Raw genomic sequence first — 25,012 nt, forward strand, 5'->3', positions numbered from 1 at the left:
CAGCGTGTCGTTCTCTGGATGGGCCGAGCTCCTGGCCGGCGGATTGATCACGGGCGGCATCTATGCGCTGGTGGCCATCGGACTGAACCTGCAGTACGGGCTGATGCGCATCATGAACATCTCGCACGGCGAGTTCCTGATGCTCGGCGCCTTTCTCACCTGGTGGGCGCACACGGCGCTGGGCATCTCGCCGCTCCTGTTCATGCCGGTGGCTTTCGTGCTGCTGATGGCGCTGGGCATGGCGGTGCACTGGCTGTGCTTTCGCCAGGTGGCGGCGCGCGCGCCGAACGTCGACGTGTTCGAGGCGCGCAGCCTGATGGTCGGCTTCGGCCTGATGTTCTTCGTGCAGAACACCGCCCTGCTCGTGTGGGGCGGCGACCTGCGCGGCTACGACTACCTGGCCGAGCCGGTGCAGCTGGGCGAGATGCGCTTCACCGCCAACAAGCTGGTGCTGTTCGGCGTGGCGCTGGCGCTGAGCCTCGTGCTCATCGCGCTGCTCAAGCTCACGCTGCTGGGCAAGGCGGTGCGCGCGCTGATGCAGTCGCCCACCGGCGCGCAGCTCGTGGGCATCAACACGAAGCGGCTGCACCCGCTGATGTTCGGCATCGGCCTGGGCCTGTCGGGCGTGGCCGGCGCGCTGCTGTCGATGACCTACGAGATCTCGCCCTCGATGGGCGAGCCCTACACCGTGACGGCGCTGATCGTCATCACCCTCGGCGGCTTCGGCAGCATCGCAGGCAGCCTCGTCGGCGGCCTCTTGCTGGGCGTGGTGGAAGCGCTGGGCATGTACTACACGAGCCCCTCGCTCAAGATGCTGCTGTCGTACGCCGTGTTCATCGGCGTGCTGATCTGGCGGCCCAACGGACTGTTCTCCAGAAGATGAATTCCCTTTTTCAAAACAAACCGTGGTGGGTGCTTTGCATCGGCCTCGCGCTGGCAGCCGCCGTGCCGTGGGTCGCGAGCGAGTTCATCGCCTCGGTCGCGCTCGGCTGCCTGATGTACATCGCGCTGGCCACGAGCTGGTCGCTGTTCTGCGGTGCCACGCGCTACCTGTCTCTGGCCACCTCGGCCTTCTTCGGCCTGGGCGCGTATGCGAGCGCGACGCTGCTCGAGGTGCTGCCGTGGCCGCTGGTCATCCTGAGCGGCGCGGCCATCGCGAGCGCGGTGGCGGTGCTGATGGGCGCGGCCGTGCTGCACCTGCGCGGCACCTACTTCGCGGTGCTGACCTTCGGCATGACCGAGCTGATCCGCCATGCGGTCACCTTCGTCGAAAAGCAGGTGTCGGGCACGGTGGGCCGCGTGCTCACCGTGGTGCCGTCGAACGAGACGGTGTACCTCACGGTGCTGGCGATTGCGGGTGCGGCCATTGCCACGGCGCTGCTCGTGAAGCGCAGCCGCTTCGGCCTGGCGCTGGCCGGCATCGGTGCCGACGAGCAACGCGCGCAGACACTGGGCGTGGACACGCGCCGCGTGAAGATCGCCGGCTTCGCACTCACCGCCGCCTTCGCCGGCGCGGTGGGCGCCGCGATGGCCGTGCGCTGGACCTACATCGAACCGGCCGCCGTGTTCAGCCCCTTCATCGGCTTCCAGACCGTGCTGATCGCGATGATCGGCGGGGCCGCCAGCATCGGCGGGCCGGTGGCCGCGGCCATCGTGTTCAGCCTGCTGTCGGAGACACTGCGGCTGCAGCTGCCCTACGGCTACATGATGGTGCTGGGGCTGCTGCTCATCCTGTGCGTGATGTACCTGCCCAACGGCCTCGCGTCGCTGTGGCAGCGCAAGGCGGCCGCGTTGCGGAGGCACGCACCATGAAGGCCACGCCGCTTCTCGAAGCCCGCGACCTCACGGTGCGCTTCGGCGGACTCACCGCCGTCGATGCCGTGAGCGCCACGCTGCACGCGGGCGAGCTGGTCGGCATCATCGGCCCCAACGGCGCGGGCAAGACGACCTTCTTCAACGCGATCTCGGGCGTGGTCATGCCGACCTCGGGGCAGCTGCTGGTGGAAGGCGACGTCGACCTCACGCGGCGCGGCCCGCACCTGTACGCCGCCCACGGCATCGCGCGCACCTTCCAGACACCGCGCGTGATGGCCGACATGACGCTCGAGGACAACGTGCGCTTCGGCATGCAGTTCGCGGGGCGCCGCCGCGCGCCCATCGCAGGCCTGGGCAGCACCGGCGAGATCCTCGACATGCTGGGCCTGGGCGGCCTCGCCACGCAGATCGCGGCCGACGTCACGCCCTCGCAGCAGCGGCTGCTCGAGATCGGCATGGCGCTCGGCACCCGGCCGCGCGTGCTGCTGCTCGACGAAGTGGCGGCCGGCCTCACCGAGGCGGAGGTCGATGCCATGGCGCGGCGCATCCGCCGCCTGCGCGACGACCACGGCCTCGCCGTCGTGTGGATCGAGCACGCGGTGACCACGCTGCTGAAGTACGTCGAGCGCGTGCTGGTGCTGCACCAGGGCCGCAAGATCGCCGACGGCACGCCGGCCGAGGCCGTGCGCAATGCCGAGGTGATCGAGGCCTACCTGGGCGACGAGATGGAGGCCACGGCATGAGCGGCACATTCATGACCGTGCGCGGCCTCTCGGCCGGCTACCACGGCTTCCAGGTCATCCAGGGCCTGGACCTCGACGTGACGCCCGGCGTCACCGTCGTGCTCGGACCCAACGGCGCGGGCAAGACCACGCTGCTCAAGGCGCTCGCGGGGCTGCTGCCGCGCACGGGCGACGCGGTGCTCGACGGTGCGGCCTTGCCGTCCGCCGATGCCACAGCCTGCGTGCGGCGTGGCCTCGCGCTGGTGGCAGAAGGTAGGCAGCTGTTCCCGCAGATGACCGTCACCGAGAACCTCGAGCTCGGCGGCTGGCTCATCCCCGCGCGGCTGCGCGCCGAGCGGCTCGCGCGCGCCTTCGATGACTTTCCGCGCCTGAAGGAACGCGCCACGCAGCTCGCCGGCACCATGAGCGGCGGCGAGCAGCAGATGGTCGCCGTGGCGCGCGCCCTGATGAGCGGGCCGCGCCTGCTGATGCTCGACGAGCCCTCGCTCGGCCTGGCGCCGCGCATGGTCGACGAGCTGCTCGCCATCGTGCGCCGCATCGCCGACCAGGGCGTGACCGTGCTCATGGTCGAACAGAACGTGCGCAAGGCCTTGCAGGCCGCCGACCGCGGCTACGTGCTCGAGCGCGGCCGCGTCGTCGCCTCGGGCGAAGCGCAGGCGCTGCTGCATTCCGACGCCGTGCGCCAGGCCTACCTGGGCGTGGCCTGAACACCCTTCCTCTTCCTCTGTTTCTGAAAAGGACACCCATGACCGACATCTCCATGCTCATCGACGGCGAACGCCGTGCGGCCGCCGGCGGCGCCACCTTCGAGCGCCGCAACCCGCTGGACGGCGGCATCGCCACGCGCGCCCCCGCCGCCACGCCGGCCGACGCGGTCGCCGCCGTCGACGCCGCGCAGCGCGCCTTCGCCGCCTGGTCGCAGACCGGCCCCAACGAGCGCCGCGCCCTGCTGCTCAAGGCCGCGCACGCGCTCGAAGCGCGCGCCGACGCCTTCGTGCAAGCCATGGCGCGCGAGACCGGCGCCTCGGCGCTGTGGGCGGGCTTCAACGTGCACCTGGCGGCCGGCATCCTCACCGAGGCCGCGTCGCTCACCACGCAGATCGCGGGCGAGGTCATTCCGTCCGACGTGCCCGGCAGCCTCGCCATGGGCGTGCGGCAGGCGGCAGGGGTGGTGCTGGGCATCGCGCCCTGGAATGCCCCCGTGATCCTGGCCACGCGCGCCATCGCCACGCCGCTGGCCTGCGGCAACACCGTCGTGCTCAAGGGCTCCGAACTGTGCCCCGAGACGCATGCGCTCATCATCGAATCGCTTGCCGAGGCCGGCCTGCCCAAGGGCACCGTCAACTTCGTCACCAACGCGCCGGCCGACGCGGGCGCCGTGGTCGAGGCCATGGTCGCGCACCCGGCGGTGCGGCGCGTCAACTTCACCGGCTCCACGCGCGTGGGCCGCCTCATCGCGCAGACCTGCGCCACGTACCTGAAACCCGCCGTGCTCGAACTCGGCGGCAAGGCGCCCTTCGTGGTGCTCGACGACGCAGACGTCGACGCGGCGGTGAACGCTGCCATCTTCGGCTCGTTCGCCAACTCGGGGCAGATCTGCATGTCAACCGAACGCATCGTGGTCGACAACGCGGTGGCCGACGAGTTCGTCTCTAAGTTCGCGGCGCGCGCGCGGGCGTTGCCTCTGGGCGATCCGCGTGAAGGCCCGGTGGTGCTCGGCTCGGTGGTCGACATGAGCACGGTGAAGCGCTGCAACGCGCTCATCGATGATGCGCTGGCCAAGGGCGCGACGCTGGTGTGCGGAGGCAAAGCCGAGAACACGCTGATGCTGGCGACCGTGCTCGACCATGTGACGCCGGCGATGGAGATCTACCGCGAGGAATCCTTCGGTCCAGTGAAGGCCGTGGTGCGCGTCAACGGCGTGGAGGAAGCCGTGACCATCGCCAACGACAACGAGTTCGGCCTGTCGTCCGCCGTGTTCGGCCGCGATGTGGCGCGTGCGTGGAACGTGGCGCAGCGCATCGAGGCGGGGATCTGCCATGTCAACGGGCCGACGGTGCACGACGAGGCGCAGATGCCGTTCGGGGGGGTGAAGGCGTCGGGGTACGGGCGGTTTGGGGGGCGAGCCGGCGTCGAGGCGTTCACGGAGCTGCGGTGGATTACGGTGCAGACGACGCCTCGGCACTATCCGTTCTGAACAAAGGAGCGGCAGGACGCCGCCCCGCCGTTCCGATCAGGCCATCATCGGCTCCGGCGAAGCCCTTTCGGCGGGCCGACGGTTCTGGGTCAGCCGTGTCTCGTCCGCGCCCGCATACACGCGGCGATAGCGCAGGTAGCCGGCCCCCCATGCATACCATTCGCGCCCTTCCGTGAACTCGGGCGCGTACTCGCCCTTGGTCAGGTACAGGTTCACCCATTGCTCCTGCCGGCGCGTCAGCCCGGCGGGCGCTCCGCCTCTGGGGGGATCGATCTGCCCGCGCGCCTCGTCCGCTCTTTTCTTCCGGGCCACCAGTTTTTCGAGCTGCTCCTTGAACTCGGCCGCTTCGGGCCCGGTGAGCTTGAACCATGCGTGCGAGTCGTGCACGCGGTCTTCGAACAGCTTGCTGGTGAGCACAGGCTCGTTCCAGTACGGCTCGATGCGGCCCCACTCGCCGACCCGCTCCGAATCGATGCCGGGCACGTTGTCGACTTCGTGCGGTGTGCCGTCCGGGCTGTTGCGGCCGCTGATCCGTTTCTTTTTCTTGAGCCAGGCTTCGAAGTCCTTCACTTCCTTGACGAACTGCTCGTCGGCCGACTTGAGGTCCGCCTGGTCTTCCTTCGAAGCGCGCAAAACGAACGGCATCGTGGCCGCGTGGCCAGCCCAGGACTTGCGCCACTGGATGAACAGCTTGCGCTGCTCCGCCATGATGTCGCGCAGCACGCCTTCCTTGACCTGGCATACGGCAAGGTAAGCGTTGAAGTCCCGGATCAGGTCCTTGGCGACCATGAACTGCTTCTGGATGACTGGGCGTGCCAGTTCCAGTTTCAGGGGCACGCCCAAGATTCGTGCTTCGCGGTACATCAGGGCCAAAGGAATGCGCGAAAGCATGTCCTCGCCCGCCTCATCGATCCCCTTGCCCTGCTCCTTCGGCATGTAGCCTCCGCCGACGTCCGAGTGCATGCCAGGGCACACCCACTCCCGAGAGTTCTCAGGCAACGTATTGCCGACATGAATGGAATCCGATGGAAAGCTGCGACGGAACTCATGCGCGGCCACGATGTGCAGGCAGGGCACGTCGGCCGGGATGCGCATCGACGTGTCAGCATCAGCCCAGCCGCCATGGCCGTCGGCGAAAAGGGACGAGGCCGCCACACCAACCGACGCGACGGTATCGAACAGTCCCAAAAAGTCGAAGGTCACCGGAAACGAGGCCAGTGTCGGCCCGGTCTGCCCGCGGAGTTCGGCATCGATCTCGCACATCGCGAGGAACCAGTTGACGAAGACCCGTGCCTCCGCTGCGCCTCGCGAAAAGCCGAATGCGCTGACGAAGATGCGCTGCACGCGCCCCGGGTCGACCTTGTTGCACTGGCCCGTTGCGGGATCGATCATGTGCGGCTTGACTGACTCGTGCAGCTTGTTAAGCATCGCTTCGAGCGTGCGACGATTCTTGTTCTCGCGTTGGCGCTTGTCGGCGGGCCCTTTGCCCGCTTCCAGCAGCTCCTCCCGTCCGAGGTCGAAGGCCTTGCAAAACTTCAGCACTTCTTCGGTGGAGAACAGCCCTGGTCCGTTGCCGCTTCGGGTGAGGTAGCGATAGACGCAGTTGAGCGCTTGCGCCAACGCCCACAGGATGCGGCGCTCGCCGTAGAGCGCCGTGGCGTTGCCCAGCAGCGCGTCCTTGCCGGTGCCGCTGTCGTCCACCTGCGTGAAGGGCGTCCCCACGCCCGGCACATACACCTTGAAGAACTGCTGGTAGTTGTCGGGGTTCGTGGTCCACTGCGCATCGGGGTCGGCTGGCACCCCGGGCACGTGCTGGCCCGGATAGGCACCGTACAGGCGCGCGACGTTGGAGTGCGTGTGATCCTTTTCTCTGGTGCTGCGGTCGTAATTATTGCGCGTGCCGTCGAAGAAGAAGCCCATGAAGAGGTTCACGTCGCAGGACTTGCCGGGCTGACCGATGGGGCGCAACTCCCGACCTATCTCGTAATTTCTCTTGATGCGTTCACTCTGTTTCTCTCCGAAAAATCGTTCTCGATTCAATAGATCTGAAAAAGCGAGCTCATCAAGAGAAGAAATGAGCTGCGCAGTCATGGCTTCACCTTCATGAGGTGCTCGACCTTTTCGCGAGAGTACTGCAGTGATTTTTCCTTCCACTGGCGTTCGTGGATGAGAAATTCCGGGTCGGCTGGGCCAGTAAACATCTGGAGTTCTTTGGGAGGTCGTTTTTGCTTTCGCTCTTCCAAGTAAAAGTCCCAAGTCTTCTTGAGAGACGCCAATGGGTCCTGATTGAATTCATCCATGGACTTCTTGCTTGCGTTGAGACTTTCCTGCGCCAACCGAATATCTCGCTCCCACAACTCACGTTGAAAGGCCAATGAAGGCTTGGGCCACCCCTTGATCTTCCCGGGCCACTCGTCGCCATTGGGACGGTACGCGGTTGAAACCACCCCCACCGTTCCATCGGGATAGTTGATGAACCACACATCCCCTGCCTTGCCGCTCTTGTCATAGGGCGGCAGGTCGACGATGAAAGTCTGGCGCGGCCGATAGTCGCCCGCCTTGTTGTCGTAGCTCTGAAGGATCACGCCGACCTGGATGCCGGGTGCCCACGTCTTCGGCACGTTGTAGCAACAGATCACGCCCCCCGCGGCGAACGGGCCGATTTCTTCGGAGGCGACCACGGTCTGCTTCGGGTCCTTGGGGTCGAACAGCCGGTAGCGGATGTCCTGGTCGGTGTAGTTGACGCCGCTGACCGAGGCTGGAACCGTGTCAGCACGACCGGTGGCACATCCCGTCGTAGCCAGGGATGCAAGAAACGCGAGGGGAAGGAGCCAGTTTTTGAGAATCATCTGTTGTTCCTGCGGCAATGCGCTAGACCATCAAGGCGCGCAGCGCTTCATGGTCCGAGCCAGTGCCGTGGCTGAGTTCGGGGTGCTGCCAAAAAACTTCACACAGCCTCATCCGTTGCGCCACCGTATCGAACTGCATGGCATCGGCTGCGGCGAGCCCGCATACAGCCAGTGCGTGCAGCACCGAGGGCCGGTGCTGCGCTTCGTAGGCTGGCGAGAGTTGAAGCAGGTTCGCGATCACTTCATCCGCTTCGCTGCCGGCAATGAGCAGCGCGCATTGATCACCATCGAGTACCGGTGCGCATGGAGCCAGCGACGTGGATGCCATTTTCCCCGGTGCAAGGAAACTGCTCCAGCTGGCGTCGCGCCGGCGGAAATGCCATGTGGCTCCGGGACCGCAGAACGCCATCTGCTGCAACGGCGACAGCGCGGCCAGCACATCCGGCAGGCGGCGCGTGTCGGGAAAACGCAGCACGAAATACTGTCCGTCCGCATTCACGATGCACCAGGGGCTCAAGCGTTCGAACAGCGACTCGAGCGGCTCGGCCGAGCGGATGAAGCTGAGCATCGGCAAGCCATTCGTCAGCTGCAGCACACGATCGAGCAAGGGCCTCTCGACAGCATCGATGTTCAGCAGAACCGGTGAATGCCGGATCGCTTCGTCTGAAGCGCCGGGCATGTTCTCGTAGAGCGACCGCCAGGAGCCGGAGCCCAGGTGGCTCTCGAGCAGCTGATGGCATTGCGGGGCGAATGCGCAATCGATCAAGGCGTAGCGAAGTCCCTCGGTGCAAGAGGCAAGAGGGCCGTCGTCCGCAAACAGGGCGTCGATCCATCCGGGTGCGTGCTTGTCGATCAGGTTCATCGTGCGTTACTCCACCTGGGTGAAGGCCGGCGCCGACTTGAGCGACTTCAAGAGGCACGCCACACAGATGCTCTTGGGAAATGCCGGCAACGGGTAGCTCTTCTGCACCGGCCCAGCCAACTTCCGCTGCACCGAGTGATAAGTGATCTTCCCCGGACACTCGAACGTGATGTCCCCATCCTGCAGCGTGATCGACGCGCCCTGCGCCGTCGCGATGCGGATCTTCTTCTTGGCCGCGAACTCCACCGTCTGGTCGGTGCTCGCGATCTTCAGGGCCTCCTTGGCCTGCACGCGCAGTTCGTCGTGCTGCGCCTGGAAGTCCAGGTCGTCGTTGCCCGCGATGACCGACAGGCCCGCGTCCGCATCGGCCTTCTGCGCCCCGGCCAGCACCCCGATGGCCTGCCCGCTGTGCACGCGCAGCACGTCGGCCAGCGCCAGGTTGATGTCGCCGCCGCTGGCCAGCGTGGCGGTCTCGCCGCTGACGACCTGCAGCTGCTGGCCCGCCACCATCGCTAGGCCGCCGCGCGCGGCCAGTGCGATCACGGCGTCGCTGGTGTGGGGCACCTTGCCTTCGCCCGTGGCGACGGCCTTGTCGGACGCATCTGTGTAGGCGGCATCGAGCGCATCGGCGGCGACCATGCCGCTGGCGGTGCGCTCCATCGCGGCGTAGGGCGCGCGCTCCTTGTCGAGCTGCGATTCGTTGGCCTTGCCGGCCCCGATGTGCCCGGCCAGCTGCACGGTCTCGTGGGTCCTGGCCGCATCGCTGAGGGCCTGGCCCAGCTGCTGCACCTGCTTGAGCAGCGCCATGCCGGCGGCGAAGTCGCCCACGGGCTCCAGCTTCTGGCCGCCTGCGCCGTGGTAGGTGCTCAGCAAGACTCCCTTGCCGCCGCGCAGGGCGGCATAGCCGTCGGTGCGCAGCTCCAGGCCCTGGCCGCGGAAGCTGCCGCGGAAGTTGTCGGCCTGGTGGATCAGGTGGCCCAGGTTCAGCTGGCTGTGGGCGGTGCTCGCATGCAGCTGCACGCGCAGCTGCTGGTTCGAATCGTCGAACACCAGCTGACTGAAGCCCTCGCCGCCGAACTCCTTGGTCTTGAAGCCGCTCAGGGCTGCCGCATTGCGGTGGCCCTTGTCGTCGGCGCTGGCGCCGTGCCAGGGTGGGGCGTGGCCGGCCGCGAGGTTGGCCTGGGCGCTGGGCGAGGCATTGCTCGCCTGGGCGAAGACGTCGTTGTTGTCGTTGCTGCCCTGTTCGCTGTTCTCACCAGTACGCGATGCACCGCCGGGTGTGGGGGCGATGCCGCCGTCGCCGCGGCCGTTGTACAGCGCGCCGACGATGACGGGCTGGTCCACATCGAGGTCGACGAACTTGACCAGCACTTCCTGCCCGATGCGCGGCAGCCACTGCCAGCCCATGCCGGGACCGGCCTGGCGTTGGGCCACGCGGATCCAGCGGGTGCTGCGGTTGTCCTGGGCACTGTCGCCGTTACCGCCGTTCTCGCTCGATCCGTTCTGCCAGTGGAAGCGCACGCGCACGTCGCCACGGTCGTTGCAGTACAGCTCGTCGGCGCCATTGGGAGAGGTCTCGCCCGAAGGCCCGACCACGATGGCGCTGTGCACGCCGCTGGCCGTGGGCCTGGCGTGCAGGCGGGCACCGTCGGCCGCCGCCAAGGCGGGGCGCCAGGGGCGTGGGGCGTGCACGCCGGAGAAGCTGTTGGCGTAGCCCTGGGCTTGGGCGGTGGCGAGGCTCTGGGGCTGCGGGTGGATAGTGTTGTTGTGCGTGCCCGTGGCTGCAGACACCAGCCCGAACACATCGGCCTCGGCCGTCACGGGAGTGCAGGGTTGGTCGAACACCAGGTGTTCCGTCAGCGCGCCCAGCTGCGCCGCAATCGACGCCGCCGTGTCCTTGGGCAGATTGTTGATGCCCACGTGTTCGACGGTGTCCAGCAGCAGTGCCGGCTTGGCCTGCAGCCCGAGTGCAGGCGCGTCGTCGATCTCGAGGCGCGTGCCCGCGCGCAGGGTGCGCACGGTGCTGTGGCCCAGCATCAGGTCGGCGCGGCATTCGGCCGCTTCCATCATCAATGCGGCATAGCGCTCGACGGTGCGGTTGGTGTCCCAGCCGCGGCTGCGGTCGTTCAGGCCCAGCACGTCGTCGTACTCCAGGCGCGGGGCGTTCTTGCCGCCGACCGGAAAGCGCGCGGGGGCGCTGCCTGTGAGCTGGCGCTTGCCGTCGACGTTCCAGGCGCTCAAATGCACCTGGGCCACCGACTGGCGCATGCGCCGCACCAGCGCCTGCACGGCGTCGCTGCGTTCCTGCGAACTCTTGCGGTGAAAGCGAACGGGCGAGCCTGCATCGGCGGGCTGGGTGTCGTTGGACGCAAAGATCAGGAGCTTGTGGCCCGTCGGGGCCTGGGCGTCTTCCTCGATGCGCCAGGCCAGGCCTTCTTCGGCCAGCAGGCGCGAGAAGAAGTCGTAGTCGCTCTCGCGGTACTGGGTGCAGTAGGTGCGAACGGGGGCGTCGGCCAGGAAGCCGTTCACTTCGGAGGAGAAGGCCCAGCTGCCGGCCTCGGCGTACGGCGCGAGCACGCGCTCGATGATGTCTGCCACGCTGCGCTGCTGGAAGACCTGGCTGCGGCCCTGCTGGGTGGCCAGCCAGAGCCAGGGCACCAAGGTGAGGCGGTAGCGGGCCAGGCCGCCATCGGCGCCCAGCGATTCGACGGCGCGGATCAGGCCGGTGCGCCGGCCCACGGAGCCGTCGGCCAGCACGGTGACCAGCGTCAGCGGTTGGTCGATCAGCGATGACAGCGCCAGGTCCGCGCGCAGGCTCAGGCACACGATGCGCAGCTCGAACAGCTGCGACACCGCCTCGCGCTGCACCCAGCCTTCCACGCGCAAGGCCTCGATGCTCTCGCGGGCCGTGGACGAAGAAGATGAAGCCGCGCTCGGTGCTTCAAGGCGGTACAGCCGCGCCGTCTGGCTCAGCTCGGCCCACAGGGCGCTGCGGTCAGCGGAAGGTGACGACGAACGCGTGCGCACAGGCACGCTGCCGTGGTTGGACATGGAACTCCCCGAACTTATTTTTCTTCCCCGCGTTGCGCGGGGTGGCATGCGTCCGATTGTCGGAGTCCCGGTGGCCCGAGCGTAAGTACCTGAAAGTAGCACCCGGCGATGCAGGACGACGCCTCAAGCCGGCGAATGCACGCCGCCGCCCTGGCGCCCCTCTTCCGCTGCCGCCACCAGCCGCAGCCCGGCGCGCACGCGCGCCAGCGTCTCGTTCTCACGCTGCGGTGCATACACCGCGTGGGCCGAGTGCGAGAACTCGGGCGCACCCTCCACCAGCCGCAACCGGCCGTCGGCCAGGAAGGGCCGCGCGACGCCGATGCGGAAGTAGCCCGCGCCGCCCACGGCAAGCAGGTAGGTGAGCGCCAGCGGCCCGAGCGAGATCGACACCGGCGCATGGGCCAGCTCCGGAAACGCGGCCTCGTGGTTGGCCGCGAAGGCCGGGCCCCAGTCGACCGACACGTAGCGCGTGCGGTCGAGCCGGCCTTCGGGGTCGGTGGTGACCATCACCAACCGCTCCTCGGCCAGCAGCTCGGCCACGAGGCCGGGGCGCTGCGGCGGGTTGTAGAGCACGGCCAGGTCGAGCGCGCCGCCCTGCACAGCGTCGAGCAGGCGCTGCGCGCTGTCGACCTCGGCGCGCAGCGCGATCTCGGGGCAGACGCGGTGCATCCAGATCAGCCAGTCGGCCAGCAGCGGATGCCACAGGCTGGGCTCGCTGCCCACGCTCACGCCCTCCTCGATCCCCGGCGGCAGCGCCACATGCTGGCGCGCCCGCTCCCACACCTGCACCAGCGTGGTCGCGTGGGCCACGAAGCGCTCGCCCGACGCGGTGAGCCGCGCGCCGGCCTTGTTGCGCACGAACAGGCGCCGTCCGAGCTGGTCTTCGAGCAGGCGGATGCGCGCGCTGACGGCGGTCTGCGTCAGGTGCAGCCGCTCGGCCGCGGCCACGAAGCTGCCGGTGGCCGCGACTTCGAGAAAGGTCCGGGCGAGGCCGATGTCCATCGGATTCATATTAGTTTTTTTGCACTCATTTGCAATGAACATTCATTGGCTTGGGGAGAAACATCGGTTCACCATGAGCGCACGACTTCAGGAGCCCCGCCCCATGCGTCCCCTGCCGCCCATGCCCCACGCCGCCCCGCCCGACGATGCTGCTGCGCCCTTCGCCGACACGCCCGCCGCGCTGCGCGCGCAGGGGCTGCGTTTTCCTGAGCGGGTGCAGGTGTCCTCGCCGGTCTGCTACGCCGACGAGCTGGACGCGGCCTACCGCGAAGCCGGCGACCGCGACGCGCTGCTGGCCGCACTGAACGAACTGCTCGAAGCCGAGCGCGCCGGTGCGCGCATCACGCTGCGCAGCGCCGCCGAGACCGACGACCCCGCGCTGCGGCGCCTGGTGACCGACATCCATCGCGACGAGGTGCACTGGTGCGGCGTGCTGATCGACGCGATCCAGTCGCTGGCCGCCACGCCCAGCACGCGCACCGGCGCTTTCTACGAGCGCGCGATGGCCGTGCCGGAACTGGGCGCGCGCCTGGCGCTGCTCAACCACGGCCAGGGCTGGGTGGTGCGCAAGCTGCAGGCGCTGCTGCCGCGCATCGTCGACGCGCACATCCACGGCGAGCTGACGGCCATGCTGGTGTCGCACCAGCAGAACATCGCGCGCGTGAGCGCGCAACAGGCCCCGCACGGGCCGCAGGAAGGCGCCTGAGAAAGTTGCAACACGGCGGGGGGATGCGCCATCCAATGGGCAGAAGGAACTCACCGCATGCCGCCCACCGCCCTGCCCCTGACTGCCGATGCCGACGCGAGCGCGTCCGACGCCGAACTGGCCGCACGCGCCGCGCAGGGCGACACGCAGGCCTTCGCGCGCATCATGCGGCGCCACAACCAGCTGCTGTTTCGCACGGCGCGCAGCATCCTGCACAGCGACGCCGACACCGAAGACGCGCTGCAGGACGCCTACCTGCGCGCCTGGCGCGCCATCGGCGGCTTCCGTGACGAAGCAAAGCTCTCGACCTGGCTGGTGCGCATCGTCATCAACGAGGCGCTGGGCCGCCTGCGCCGCCGCGGCGCGCAGGTGATTCCGCTCGACAGCGGCATGGCTGCGGGGGACGACGACGACGCCCCCGACACGCAGCTCGCCGACGACCCCGACCGCCAACCGGAGCGCCTCGCCATGCGGGAAGACCTTCGCCGACTCATGGAGCGCCGCATCGACCGGCTGCCCGACGCCTACCGCACCGTGTTCGTGCTGCGCGCGGTGCAGGAACTCAGCGTCGGCGAAACCGCCGAGGCGCTGCAGCTGCCCGAGGCCACGGTGCGGCTGCGTTTCTTCCGCGCCCGCAGCCTGCTGCGCGAAAGCCTGTCGCGCGACATCGACCTGGCGACGGGCGACGCCTTCGCGTTCGACGGCGCGCGCTGCGACCGCATCGTGGCGCGCGTGCTGGCGGCGCTGCCCTGATGGCTTCCCACAACCACCACCCCAGAGGAGACCCCACCATGTCCTTTTTCCTGATGCCCACCCCGGTCGCCGCGCGGCGCGCCTTTCTCGGCCACTCCGGCCTGATGCTGTCGGGCGCCGCCGTGGCGCTGCTGGCGGGGCGCGACGCGCTCGCCGCGAAGAGCGGCGGGGCCACCGGCAACGACGTGCAGATCCTCAACACCGCGCTCGGCGCCGAGCTCGAGGCCATCGCGGCCTACCAGCTCGGCGCGGAAAGCAAGCTGCTCGAAAAGCCCGTGCTCGACCTCGCCGTGACCTTCCAGGGCCACCACAAGGAACATGCGGACGTGCTGGCCAAGACCATCGCCAAACTCGGCGGCAAGGCCGTCACGGCCAAGGCGCGCTACGACTTCCCGGTGGAACAGCTCAAGTCGCAGGCCGACGTGCTGCGCTTCGCGGCGAAGCTCGAGCAAGGCGCCGTGAGCGCCTACCTGGGCGCGGTGCCGCTGTTCGGCCACCGCGAGCTGTCGAAGGCCGCAGCCAGCATCCTCGGCGACGAGGCGATGCACTGGGCCGTGCTGCGCCAGGCGCTCGGCGAGGCGCCGGTGCCTTCGGCGTTCGTGTCGTGAGCCGTGCGGCGCGCGGGCTCGCTGCGAGCCTGCTGGCCGCATGGGCCTGTGCGGCTGCCGCAACGCCCGACGCGGTGCGCGGCGAACAGATCTACGCGCGCTGCCAGGCCTGCCACGCGCTGGCCGCCGACCGGGTCGGGCCGCGCCACTGCGGCCTGTTCGGCCGGCTCGCCGGCAGCGTGCCGGGCTTCGCGTACTCGGAGGCGATGAAGAAGTCGCGCATCGTGTGGAACGACAAGACGCTCGACCGCTTCCTCAGCGCCCCGCTCGCGATGGTGCCGGGCAGCAGCATGACCTACGACGGCGTGCCCGCCCCCCGGGAGCGCGCCGACCTGCTCGCCTACCTGCGGCAGGCGAACGACACGGCGGCCTGCGCGGCGCTGGCGCGCCCTACGCCGCGCTGACTACAGGCGTGAAAGCGTCGGCGATCTCGCGCGTCACGCGCAGGAAGGCCTCCATCTCGCCAACCGTGTGGCAGTGCAGCGGCGACACGCGCACGGTGCCTTCGAGCCCGAAGGATTCGAGCATCCGCTTCGAGTAGATGCTGCTGGCCACGCGCTCGTACACGGTGACGCCGCGCTGGCCGTACTCGACCACGGCCTGCGTGCAGTCGAGCCCGTCGAAGCCGATGCCCAGGATCAGGTCGCGCTGCGTCAAGTCTTCGTGGTCGAGAAAGACTTGCACGCCGTCGAGCGCGCGCAGGCCCGGCGTCTGCGCGGTGCCGTCGAGCAGCGTCGCCAGCAGCGCGCGCTCGTGCAGCTCGATGCGTTCGATGCCCGCCACGAAGCGGGCGCGGCGGTCGGTCGCGTCGGTGAAGTGGCCGCCGAGCCAGCCCACGTAGTCGACGATCTCGGTGAGCACCGCGAACTGCCAAGGCGCCGAGCTGCCCAGCTCCCAATGGCCGGGCTTCTTGCCGGCCAGCTTGTGGTGCGGCAATGCAGCCGCGCGCTCCGACATCCACGAGAAGCCCGAGCCGCGGCAGCCGAAGAACTTGTAGGGCGCCAGGTTGATGCCGTCCACCGGCGTCTGCTGCAGGTCGATGACGCCGTGCGGCGCGTGCTGCACAGCATCGACGAGGATGTACAGGTCGGGCTTGATCGCGCGCGCGCGCCGCACGATGGCCGCCATGTCGAGCTTGGCGCCCGAGATGTTCGACGCATGGATCACGTTGAGCACACAGGTGTTTTCGTCGATCAGCCCCACGATGGCGTCCACGTCGACACCGCCGGTGACGGGGTTGCTCTTCGCCACGCGCAGCTCGCGCCCGAGGCGTTCGGCATACAGGCGCATGGCGTCGAACGCCGACGGGTGTTCGAGCGCGGTCGTGACCATGTTCGTGCCCGGCACGTTCTCGGCCACCGCGCGCACCATGTCGAACATCGCGCCCGAGGCGGTGAGCGAGGGGTACACGCTGCCGCCGGTGGCATTGAGGATGGTGCGCAGGTCGTCGGCGCCGCGCGCCTGCATCGCCTGCAGCTCGACGGCGGTGGCGTGGATGCGCTCGGCGTTGTCGGGAATGGCGTCGACCAGCGCGAAGCGCTCGACCGCCGCCTTGAGCCGGAACGAACCGCCGGCGTTGTCGAAGTACAGGCGCTCGCGGCCGTGGTGGTCGCGTTCGATGCCCAGGAAGCGCTCGCGCACCTGGCGCATCAGCGCATCGGAAAGGAGCTCGCCTTGGGGCAGGTCCGCACGTGTGGCTGCCATGGTGTCAGACGCCCTTGTTGTTGGGGTTCTTGTAGATCTCGCGCACCGCGTCCGTCATCGGGAAGTTGAGGTTCGCGTTGCGCGGCGGGATCGGCGAGAGGAACCACTTGGTGTACAGCTGCTCGATGGCGCCCGACTTCATGAGGCCGTTGACGGTCTCGTCGACCAGCGCCTTGAACTCGGGGTCGTCCTTGCGCAGCATGATGCCGTAGGGCTCCTGGCGCAGCGACTCCTTGAGGATCTTGTAGTCGCCCGGGTTGGTGGCGCTGGCGATCATGCCGGCCAGCTGCACGTCGTCGAGCACGTAGGCATCGGCGCGGCCGGTGGACAGCAGCAGGAAGCCGTCGGAGGTGTCCTTGCCCGCGATCTCGTTCACCTCGATGGTGCCGCTCTTGCGTGCACCTCGCAGCAGCTGGATCGAGGTGCTGCCCGAAACGGTGGCCACGTTCTTGCCGTTGAGGTCGGGCAGCGCGTTGATGCCCGAGCTCTTCTTCACGGCGGCCGTGATGTTGGTGACGAAGTGGCTGGGCGCGAAGTCGACCTGCGCCTGGCGCTGCGTGGTGTTGGTGGTGGTCGCGCAGTCCAGGTCCACGGTGCCGTTCTGCAGCAGCGGGATGCGGTTGGTCGAGTTGAGCATGGTGTAGCGCACCTCGATCTTCGGCAGGCCCAGCTTGGCCTTCACGGCGTCGACGATCTTCAGGCAGATGTCGTTGGTGAAGCCGATGGGCGCGCTGTCGGCGCTGAGCTTGTACGAGAACGGGATCTGGCTGTCGCGCGCGCCGATCTGGATCGTGCCGCTGTCCTTGATCTTGCGCAGCGTGCCGGCGTCCTGCGCGCTGGCGGCGCCGCAGGCGAAGACGAGGGCGAGTGCCAATGCGAAAGGTGCGAGAGGCAGTTTGAAGTCCATGGTGTGTTCCTTGGGTTGCAATGACGGTGGCCTGGCGCGCATCTTCTGCGTCCCGATGAATTTCTAAAAGCGATTTTTTGTGATCGAATCGCATGAAAAAAAGCGTTCTTTCTTTCAGGAGCCGCCCGCCGTGATGACCTTCAAGCAACTCGAAGCCCTCTACTGGATCGCCCGGCTGGGCGGCTTCGCGCAGGCGGCCAACCAGCTGCACACCTCGCAGTCGGCCATCTCCAAGCGCGTGCACGAGCTGGAGCAGCTGTTCGACACCGAGCTGTTCGACCGCAGCCAGCGCACGGCGCGCCTCACCGAGAAGGGCGAGGAGATGTTCGTGCTCGCCAGGAAGCTGCTCGACCAGCGCGATGCCGCCGTCGAGCAGTTCGGCAAGCCCGGCGTGGTGGAGCGGCGCATCCGCCTGGGCGTGACCGAGCTCACCGCCATGACGTGGCTGCCGCGCCTGGTCGGCCTGATCCAGCAGCACTACCCCAAGGTGATCCTCGAACCCGACGTGGACGACAGCCTGCAGCTGCGCGACAAGCTCCTGGCCGACGAGCTCGACGTGGTCATCGTGCCCCACACCTTTGCCGACTCGCGCATGCAGAGCAAGGTCATCGGCCGCGTGAAGAGTGCGTGGATGTGCAAGCCCGGCGTGGTGCAGGCCGGCGGCACCGTGCGCCTGCACGACCTGGCGCGCCATCGCATGCTGGTGCAGGGCAACAACTCGGGCACCGGCCGCGCCTACGACGCATGGATGAAGGACCAGGGCGTGCAGCCCGCCAACGCGATCGTGGTGAGCAACCTCGTGGCGCTCACGGGCCTCACCGTGTCGGGCCTGGGCGTGAGCTACCTGCCGCGCGAATGCCTCGCGCCGCTGGTCGATGCCGGCATGCTCGAGGTGCTCGACGTGACACCCGCGCTGCCCGTGGTGCGCTACGTGGCCATGCACAAGGGCGAGCACCGCAGCGCGCTCACGTCGTCGATCGTGATGCTGGCGCAGGCGTGCTGCGACTTCACGCGGATGTTCCAGGCGCAGCCGGAAGACGAAGCCGCGGCAGGCGCACGCTGAGATCGCAGGCGCTGTCTGCGCGCCCTTGTTGCGCGCCGAATGCGGTGTTCGTGACACGAAACCCACATGCTTTCGAGGGGGTGCGGCGCGCTCGAAATTGACGGCAAGATGAGCGCCATCGCGCGGCATTCAGCCCGGCCCGCTGGAGATAAGACATAACGCTTCCATTTCCGGTCGGCCTTGCAAATGAATACCCGCGCGTAAGACACGCCCCAGGTTTCGCGTCCTTCTTTCGTCTTACCGCCGTCGCTCGGCGTCCTTCAGAAAGTGCCCATGACCATCACCGTGACACGCCAGGATCCGCGCTACAACACCCTGAAGAAAGGCTTCAACCTGCGATGGCCTTCCGCAGAGTCTGATGCGGCGTCGCGCATCGAGCTGGTGGAGAACGCGGACGATGCCGCCGCCGCGCTGCAGCGCATCGTCGATGCGGGCCGGCGGCCCACGGTGCGCAGCGGCGGACATTGCTATGAAGACTTCGTCTCCAACAACCCCGGCGGTGCGATCCTCGACCTGAGCCTGCTCACGCAGGCCAGTGCCGAGCGCAAGGGCGACGGCCGCTACCGCGTCGCACCCGGCACGCAGAACTGGAACGGCTACCTCGAGCTGTACAAGCAGAGCAACGTCACGCTGCCCGGCGGCTCCTGCTATTCGGTGGGCGCGGGCGGGCACATCTGCGGCGGCGGCTACGGCCTGCTCTCGCGCCTGCAAGGCCTCACGGTCGACTGGCTTTCGGCGGTGGACATCCTCACGGTCGATGCGCGCGGCAAGGTCGTGCCGCGCACCGTGGATGCGACGCGCGACCCGGAGCTGTTCCGAGCCTGCCGCGGCGCGGGCGGCGGCAACTTCGGCGCGATCACCAGTTATGTGTTCGACACCTTGCCGACCGCGCCGCGCGAGGTGGCGCTCGCGGTGGTCGCGTTCGACTGGGCCAGCATGACGCCCGCGCGCTTCGCCCAGCTGCTCGCCATCTACGGTGACTACTGGGCCACGCGCGGCACCTCGCCCGACACCTGGGGCATGTTCTCGCTGCTCAAGCTCACGCACCGCTCGTCGGGCCAGATCGTGATGCTCACGCAGTTCTGCAACCCCGACGGCACCTGCAACGACCTCGCCGTGCTGCACGACTTTCTCGAGCGCTTTCGCGCCTGCACGCCCGTGCCGCTGAAGGGCCGCGCGCCCGGTGTGGGCCCGGCGCCGCAGCGGGACACGGGCCAGCTGCTGTGTTCCAAGCCGCACACCGTGACGCGCTACGACTGGCTCACGGCCACGCAGTACCTCAACGGCTCGGGCGAGAACCAGCGCGGCAAGTACAAGTCGGCCTACATGAAGCGCAGCTTCACCGCGCGCGAGGCGCAGCGCATCTACACGCACCTCACGCGCACGATGCCCGGCATCGACCTGAGCCAGTCGCTGGTGCAGGTCGACTCCTATGGCGGCGCGATCAACAAGCCCGAGCGCATCGACGACACCGCCGTGCCGCAGCGCGCGTCGATCATGAAGCTGCAGTACCAGACCTACTGGCGCAGCGCGGCGGACGATGCGGGCCACCTGCGCTGGATCGGCGACTTCTACCGCGACGTGTACGGCACGCCCGACGTGCCCGAGCGCTTTGCCGGCACGCCCTACCCCGGCGAGCGCTACGAGGGCTGCTACATCAACTACCCGGACAACGACATGCTGGCGCACCCTTTCTGGCCGCAGCTCTACTACGGGGACCAGGGCCTCTACGCCTTCCTTCGGAAAGTGAAGCGGCGCTACGACCCGAACAACATCTTTCACCACGCCATGTCGGTGCGGCCCTGAACGAGAGGAAGAACTTCCATGCCACACAGCCCCAACCGCTTCGGCCAAAACCGCCGCGCCGTCATGCAATGGATCGGCGGTGCTTCCGCCCTCGGCGCACTGACTCCGATGGTCCCCGCCGGCGCGCAGACACCCGACACCGGCGCGGCCGCGACCACCGCCAGCGCCGTGCCCGCGCCCCGCTTCGCCTACGTCGGCACCTACACCAACGACGCGCCGGGCGGCACCGCCGGCAGCCCGGCATCGAAGGGCATCTACGTGCTCGCGATCCGCGACGGCAACTGGACGCCGGTGCAGACCGTCGCCAGCGCGAACCCCTCGTTCCTCGCGGTGCACCCGAGCCGTCGCTTCCTCTACGCGATCAACGAGATCGACACCTACCAGGGCCTGCCCACCGGCACGGCCGAGGCCTATGCGATCGATGCGAACGACGGGCGCCTGACGCTGCTCAACCGCCAGCCGCTCTCGCTCTCGGGCGTGGTTCCCGCGCACCTGGCCGTGTCGCCCGACGGCCGCGCGCTGGCCGTGGCGCTGTACGGCGGCGGTGCTTACAACGTGCTGCCCATCGAGGCGGACGGCAGGCTCGGCAAGGTCTCGGGCATCGAGAAAGAAACCGGCACCGGCACCGACGCGCAGCGGCAGGAATCGCCGCATCCGCACATGGTGCTGTTCGACGGCACGGGCCAGCGCCTGCTCGCCACCGACCTGGGCACCGACCGCATCAACGCGTTCACGCTCGCCGACGGCCAGCTGGCCCTGCTCGGCCGCACGGCCGTCGCGCCCGGCAGCGGCCCGCGCCACCTGGCGCTGCATCCGTCGCAGCGCTTCCTGTACGTGGTGAACGAACTCGACGCCACGGTCGCCGGCTTCGGCTACGACGCGGCGAGCGGCAAGGTCGGGGAACAGCGCCAGCGCGTCTCGACCGTGCCCGAGGGCTACACCGGCCAGAAGAACGCGGCGGCGCTGGTGATGCATCCGTCGGGGCAGTTTCTCTACGCGAGCAACCGCCGCCTGAAGTCGGACCACCCGATGGCCGACAGCATCGCCGCGTTCCGCATCGACCCGAGCAACGGCGCGCTGACACCGCTGCAGCACTGGAGCGAGGGCCTGCGCTTTCCGCGTGCGCTGGCGATGGCGCCGGGCGGCGGCCACCTCTACGCGCTCAGCCAGAAGGGCGACAGCGTCCTGCGCCTGCGCATCGACCCGGCCAGCGGCAGGCTGGACCAGCCGGTGCAGGTGGCGCAGGTGCCCGCGCCCGTCTGCCTGGTGTTTGCCTGATGCCTAGCGTCCGCGCGTGAGCATCCGCCCCGCGCGCGCCAGCACCTTCGCTTCGCCCTCGCCGCCGCGGTAGGCCTGCACGCCGTTCACGAACACCCGCTCGATCCCTTCGCTCACGCCCAGCGGCTGGTCGTAGGTGGCGGTGTCGGTGATGGTCTCGGGGTCGAACACCACCACGTCGGCCATGGTGCCGACGCGCAGCAGGCCGCGATCGGCGATGCGCAGGTTGCGCGCCGTCATGCCGGTCATCTTGTGCACCGCCTGCTCCAGCGTGAAGAGCTTGCGCTGGCGCCAGTAGCGCGCGAACACGCGCGGGAACGCGCCCCACAGGCGCGGGTGCGGATGGCGATCGTGCGGCAGGCCGTCGCTGCCGATCATGGTGAGCGGGTGCGCAATGACGCGCTCCACGTCTTCTTCCTGCATCTGGAAATAGCAGGCGCCACCGGGTTTCAGGCGCAGGCAGGCCTCCTGCTCGGTGGTGCCCCACTCGCGCGCGATGTCGGAGAGGAGGCGGCCGGTCATCTCGGGGTGCGGGTCGGACCAGGTCAGCAGCACGTCGATGACACCGTCGACCAGGTCTTCGCGCAGCACGGTGGAGCCGGCCACGTAGGGATACACGTCCATCGCGATCTCCTGGCGCTGCGACAGCGCCTCGATCAGCGGCAGGGTCTCCTTGGTGCGGCCCCAGTTCGCGGGACCGGCGCACTTGTGGTGCGAGATGACCAGCGGCACGCCCGCGCTGAAGGCCGTGTCGCCGGCCTCGTGCAGCGCCTCGATGATCTGCTGCATCTCGCTGCGCAGGTGCGTGGCGTACACGCCGCCATGGCGTGCCACGACGCGCGCGAGCGCGGTGACTTCCTCGGCCGGTGCGGCAAATGCCTCTTCGTAGAACAGGCCCGACGACATGCCGTGCGCGCCCGAGGCCATGCAGTCGTCGAGCAGCGTTTCCATGCGCGCCAGCTCGTCGCCGTCGGCGGGCCGGTCGAGCGCCTGCATCGCCGCGAAGCGCAGCGTGGTGTGGCCCACGAGGGCCGCCACGTTGAGCGCGGGCTGCACCGCATCGACCGCGGCGCGGTACTCGGCCATGGTCGCGTGCTTGAACGAGTCGGCGCCCAGCAGCGTGAGCGGCGGCTTCGACTGCGGCGTGCGGTACGGCGCCAGCGAGATGCCGCAGTTGCCCGTGACCACGGTGGTGATGCCCTGCGAGACCTTGGGCAGGCACAGCGGGTCGCGCAGCACGATGGCGTCGTCGTGCGTGTGGGCGTCGATGAAGCCGGGCGCGATCACCTTGCCGCGGCAGTCGACCACGTCGACATCGGCGATGTCCAGCCCTGCAGGCAGCCGCGCGCGCAGGCCTTCGCCCAGCGCCAGGATGCGGTCGCCCTGCAACAGCACGTCGCCGGGCCACGAAGGGCCGCCCGAGCCGTCGACCACGAGGCCGGCTTCGAGCAGCACGGCTTGGGTGTCGCTCATGGTTCGCTGTCTCCCTTTTTCGTGTTGATGCCGCCGCCGTCCCAGCTTTGCAGCGGGTGCGTGGTGGCGTCGATGCCGTGGCGCTGGAAAGCCTCGCGCGCGCGCTGCAGGCGCTGCACGGCGGGCTCGCCGCGGCGCTGCGCCACCAGCACGGTGAGGATCTCGATGACCGTGAGGTGCGTGAGGTAGGCGTCGATGCCCACGTGCATCACGGCGTCGTCGGGCACCGACAGGCCGATGAGGAAGTCGGCCTTGACTGCGAGCGCCGTGCCCGGCCGCGTGATCGCGACAACCTGGGCGCCCTGCCCGCGTGCGATGTCAACCGCGTCGAGCAGCGAGGGCATGCCGCCCACGTGCGAGATGGCGATAACCACGCCGCCCGGGCGCTGCGCCGCGCCGGCCACCTGCTGCAGGTGGTAGTCGGCCCAGGCGTTGGCCGAGAGGCCGAGGCGGAACAGCCGCGCCTGGAGGTCGTTCGCCATGAACCACGAGGTGGCGCCCGCGCCGTACAGGTCGACGTGCGGTGCGGCCGCGATGGCGCGCACGGCGCCGTCGAGCACCTGCATGTCGAGCTGGCCGCGCACGCCCGAGACCGAGGCCGCGGCGCTGCGCGCGATCTTGCCGACCACTTCGTCGGCGGCGTCTTCGATGTTGACGCGGCGGTGCAGCGGCGAACCGCCGAGCGCCAGCTCCTGCGCGAGCGCGAGCTTGAACTCGCGCAGCCCGGCAAAGCCGAGGTCGCGGCAGGTGCGCATGATGGTGGGCACCGAACTGCGCGAGCGTTCGGCCAGCTGCTCGAAGCTCTCTTCGAGCGCGCGATCGGGGTCTTCGAGGATCAGGTCGAGGATCGCGCGCCGCGTGGCCGGCGCATCGCCACGCGCCTCGGCGATTCTCTGGAGCAAGGAGGGCGTCATCGGTGCGTTTTCAGAAGTGCATGGCGACAGCGTCGCTCACGCGGTAGTCGTTCTCGACCACGGGCATCCAGTGCCACTTGTCGAAGGTGGTGCAGGGGTGCGAGATGCCCAGGCCCACGCGGTCGCCGACCTTCGGTGCATCGGCCTCTTCGCTCGCGTCCCAGCGCAGGTAGGCGTGCTGGTCGTTCAGCGCGGTGATCTTCCAGCCGGCGGGCACGCCCTGGGGCTGCAACGCGCCGCGTGCGGCGCGTGCGATCGGCACGGGCAGCGACAGGTCGAAGGAGATGTCGCGCTTGCCCACCGACAGGATCGCCAGGCCGGGCTCGGGCCGCGACTGCACGTTGGCCCAGACTTCCATCGCCGGCGTCAGGCCCTCGCCGCAGTCGCAGCCCAGGCGTTCGTCGACCACGCTCACCATGCGTTTGTAGAAGCCATGGTCGTGCGTGACATAGCAGCCCGAGCGCAGCAGGCCGCGCACCGGCGCACCCAGCGCGGGCTTCAGGCGTCCGGCCACGAGGTCGAAAATGGCCGATCCGCCGGCCGAGACCAGCACCTCGTCGGTCTCGAAGAGCTGGTGCGTGTCGCAGTGACGCGCCACGGCTTCGACGCGGTCCATCAGCGTGGTGGCGTAGGCCGTGTCGGGCCCGCTTTCGCCCGTGGCGCCCTGCCCTTCATAGGTCTCGATGCCCACGAGCTTGGCCGCGTCGCTGGCGCGCACCCGCGTGGCGAGCGCAATGGCTTCGTCGTGCGTGCGGCAACCCGTGCGCGCACCCTGCACGCCGATCTCGAGCATGACCTCGAAGGGCACGCTCGCAGGATGGCGCTTCGACCAGTCTTCGATCAACGCCAGCTGCGCGATCGAATCGACCAGGAACACGACGCGCAGATCGGCATGGTCGGCCAGCAGCAGCTGGATGCCTGCGAGGTCTTCGTCGCTCACGACCTGGTTGGCGATCAGCGTGCGGCGCGCGCCGGCGGCCACGCCCACGGCCAGCTGCGTGACGGTGGCGAAGGTCAGGCCCCAGGCGCCGGCGTCGAGCTGGCGCTGGAACAGCTGCGGCGACATGGTGGTCTTGCCGTGCGGCGCCAGGTCGATGCCCCATTCGCGCACGCGTGCCTGCATCCACGCCAGGTTGTGCTCCAGCGCCTCGCGCTTGAGCACGGCCAGCGGCAGCGGCAGGTCGCCGGCCAGCACGTTCCAGCAGGCGGCGCCGACTTCGCTGCGCAGGCGCGGCGGCTGGGTGCGCGGGTAGCCCTTGAAACGGTCGCTCAGCAGCGGGT

The 25,012-nt window shown here is 68.8% G+C and carries 22 protein-coding genes; 12 read left to right on the forward strand and 10 right to left on the reverse strand.

The features are described 5' to 3' along the window. Positions 1-4: 4 nt before the first annotated feature. Genes AC1RLW_RS19950 through AC1RLW_RS19970 form a run of 5 tightly spaced genes read left to right on the forward strand, consistent with a single transcriptional unit; the run spans position 5 to position 4,755 of the window. Positions 5-883: a branched-chain amino acid ABC transporter permease gene (locus tag AC1RLW_RS19950; RefSeq protein ID WP_369644538.1), complete on the forward strand. Its 879-nt coding sequence runs from the start codon at positions 5-7 to the stop codon at positions 881-883. Further along, entirely contained in the window at positions 880-1,812 is a 933-nt protein-coding gene (locus AC1RLW_RS19955) for a branched-chain amino acid ABC transporter permease (RefSeq protein WP_493194646.1), read from the forward strand. Before AC1RLW_RS19950 ends, AC1RLW_RS19955 begins: the two co-directional genes overlap by 4 nt. Then, a complete protein-coding gene (locus AC1RLW_RS19960; protein ID WP_493194647.1) occupies positions 1,809-2,558 on the forward strand; it encodes an ABC transporter ATP-binding protein in 750 nt (249 codons plus the stop codon). Before AC1RLW_RS19955 ends, AC1RLW_RS19960 begins: the two co-directional genes overlap by 4 nt. Further along, positions 2,555-3,265 (forward strand): ABC transporter ATP-binding protein, encoded by a 711-nt coding sequence (locus AC1RLW_RS19965; protein WP_492741256.1) that lies wholly within the window; start codon positions 2,555-2,557, stop codon positions 3,263-3,265. Before AC1RLW_RS19960 ends, AC1RLW_RS19965 begins: the two co-directional genes overlap by 4 nt. 38 nt (positions 3,266-3,303) lie before the next feature. Continuing rightward, entirely contained in the window at positions 3,304-4,755 is a 1,452-nt protein-coding gene (locus AC1RLW_RS19970) for an aldehyde dehydrogenase (RefSeq protein ID WP_493194648.1), read from the forward strand. 36 nt (positions 4,756-4,791) lie between these two features. Here AC1RLW_RS19970 and AC1RLW_RS19975 read toward each other — a convergent pair whose 3' ends face one another. From AC1RLW_RS19975 to AC1RLW_RS19995, 5 genes are all read right to left on the reverse strand, one after another. After that, positions 4,792-6,846, reverse strand: coding sequence for a T6SS phospholipase effector Tle1-like catalytic domain-containing protein (locus tag AC1RLW_RS19975; RefSeq protein ID WP_493194650.1), 2,055 nt, complete (start codon positions 6,844-6,846; stop codon positions 4,792-4,794). Continuing rightward, complete coding sequence (locus tag AC1RLW_RS19980; protein WP_493194651.1) at positions 6,843-7,604, reverse strand: DUF3304 domain-containing protein; 762 nt, start codon at positions 7,602-7,604, stop codon at positions 6,843-6,845. Before AC1RLW_RS19980 ends, AC1RLW_RS19975 begins: the two co-directional genes overlap by 4 nt. Before the next feature lie 22 nt (positions 7,605-7,626). Further along, complete coding sequence (locus AC1RLW_RS19985) at positions 7,627-8,466, reverse strand: DUF4123 domain-containing protein (protein WP_493194652.1); 840 nt, start codon at positions 8,464-8,466, stop codon at positions 7,627-7,629. A 6-nt stretch (positions 8,467-8,472) separates the two neighbouring features. Next, positions 8,473-11,517: a type VI secretion system Vgr family protein gene (locus tag AC1RLW_RS19990; RefSeq protein ID WP_493194654.1), complete on the reverse strand. Its 3,045-nt coding sequence runs from the start codon at positions 11,515-11,517 to the stop codon at positions 8,473-8,475. A 123-nt stretch (positions 11,518-11,640) separates the two neighbouring features. Beyond that, a complete protein-coding gene (locus tag AC1RLW_RS19995) occupies positions 11,641-12,519 on the reverse strand; it encodes a LysR family transcriptional regulator (RefSeq protein ID WP_493194691.1) in 879 nt (292 codons plus the stop codon). A 103-nt stretch (positions 12,520-12,622) separates the two neighbouring features. Between AC1RLW_RS19995 and AC1RLW_RS20000 the strand changes: the two genes are divergently transcribed. Genes AC1RLW_RS20000 through AC1RLW_RS20015 form a run of 4 tightly spaced genes read left to right on the forward strand, consistent with a single transcriptional unit; the run spans position 12,623 to position 14,990 of the window. Next, positions 12,623-13,225: a DUF6306 domain-containing protein gene (locus AC1RLW_RS20000; RefSeq protein WP_493194656.1), complete on the forward strand. Its 603-nt coding sequence runs from the start codon at positions 12,623-12,625 to the stop codon at positions 13,223-13,225. Between the two features lie 57 nt (positions 13,226-13,282). Then, positions 13,283-13,978, forward strand: coding sequence for an RNA polymerase sigma factor (locus AC1RLW_RS20005; protein WP_493194657.1), 696 nt, complete (start codon positions 13,283-13,285; stop codon positions 13,976-13,978). Positions 13,979-14,016: 38 nt separating this feature from the next. Next, positions 14,017-14,586, forward strand: coding sequence for a ferritin-like domain-containing protein (locus AC1RLW_RS20010; RefSeq protein ID WP_493194658.1), 570 nt, complete (start codon positions 14,017-14,019; stop codon positions 14,584-14,586). Continuing rightward, positions 14,583-14,990: a c-type cytochrome gene (locus AC1RLW_RS20015; protein WP_493194660.1), complete on the forward strand. Its 408-nt coding sequence runs from the start codon at positions 14,583-14,585 to the stop codon at positions 14,988-14,990. Before AC1RLW_RS20010 ends, AC1RLW_RS20015 begins: the two co-directional genes overlap by 4 nt. Here AC1RLW_RS20015 and AC1RLW_RS20020 read toward each other — a convergent pair. Together AC1RLW_RS20020 and AC1RLW_RS20025 are read right to left on the reverse strand one after the other, a co-directional pair. Continuing rightward, entirely contained in the window at positions 14,977-16,290 is a 1,314-nt protein-coding gene (locus AC1RLW_RS20020; protein WP_493194662.1) for an aminotransferase class V-fold PLP-dependent enzyme, read from the reverse strand. The genes AC1RLW_RS20015 and AC1RLW_RS20020 overlap by 14 nt on opposite strands. A gap of 4 nt (positions 16,291-16,294) precedes the next feature. After that, positions 16,295-17,197, reverse strand: a complete 903-nt coding sequence (locus tag AC1RLW_RS20025; protein WP_062481835.1) for an amino acid ABC transporter substrate-binding protein — start codon at positions 17,195-17,197, stop codon at positions 16,295-16,297. A 133-nt stretch (positions 17,198-17,330) separates the two neighbouring features. Here AC1RLW_RS20025 and AC1RLW_RS20030 point away from each other — a divergent pair, with 133 nt between their 5' ends. From AC1RLW_RS20030 to AC1RLW_RS20040, 3 genes are all read left to right on the forward strand, one after another. Then, entirely contained in the window at positions 17,331-18,260 is a 930-nt protein-coding gene (locus AC1RLW_RS20030) for a LysR family transcriptional regulator (protein ID WP_493194664.1), read from the forward strand. A 273-nt stretch (positions 18,261-18,533) separates the two neighbouring features. Beyond that, positions 18,534-20,066: an FAD-binding oxidoreductase gene (locus AC1RLW_RS20035; protein ID WP_493194666.1), complete on the forward strand. Its 1,533-nt coding sequence runs from the start codon at positions 18,534-18,536 to the stop codon at positions 20,064-20,066. An 18-nt stretch (positions 20,067-20,084) separates the two neighbouring features. Continuing rightward, the gene (locus tag AC1RLW_RS20040) at positions 20,085-21,344 is read left to right on the forward strand and encodes a lactonase family protein (RefSeq protein ID WP_493194667.1); all 1,260 of its coding nucleotides are present in this window, start codon (positions 20,085-20,087) and stop codon (positions 21,342-21,344) included. Between the two features lie 3 nt (positions 21,345-21,347). On the opposite strand, the gene AC1RLW_RS20045 is transcribed toward AC1RLW_RS20040, so the two are convergent. The 3 genes from AC1RLW_RS20045 to AC1RLW_RS20055 all read right to left on the reverse strand — a co-directional run. After that, on the reverse strand, positions 21,348-22,817 hold the full coding sequence (locus tag AC1RLW_RS20045) for an N-acyl-D-amino-acid deacylase family protein (RefSeq protein ID WP_493194669.1): 1,470 nt from the start codon (positions 22,815-22,817) through the stop codon (positions 21,348-21,350). After that, entirely contained in the window at positions 22,814-23,731 is a 918-nt protein-coding gene (locus AC1RLW_RS20050; RefSeq protein ID WP_493194671.1) for a MurR/RpiR family transcriptional regulator, read from the reverse strand. The genes AC1RLW_RS20045 and AC1RLW_RS20050 overlap by 4 nt, the downstream gene beginning before the upstream one ends. Before the next feature lie 10 nt (positions 23,732-23,741). Further along, a partial coding sequence (locus AC1RLW_RS20055) for an amino acid deaminase (RefSeq protein ID WP_493194672.1) occupies positions 23,742-25,012 on the reverse strand: 1,271 nt, incomplete at its 5' end.

The organism is Variovorax sp. GW822-FHT04A09 (genome assembly GCF_058801005.1).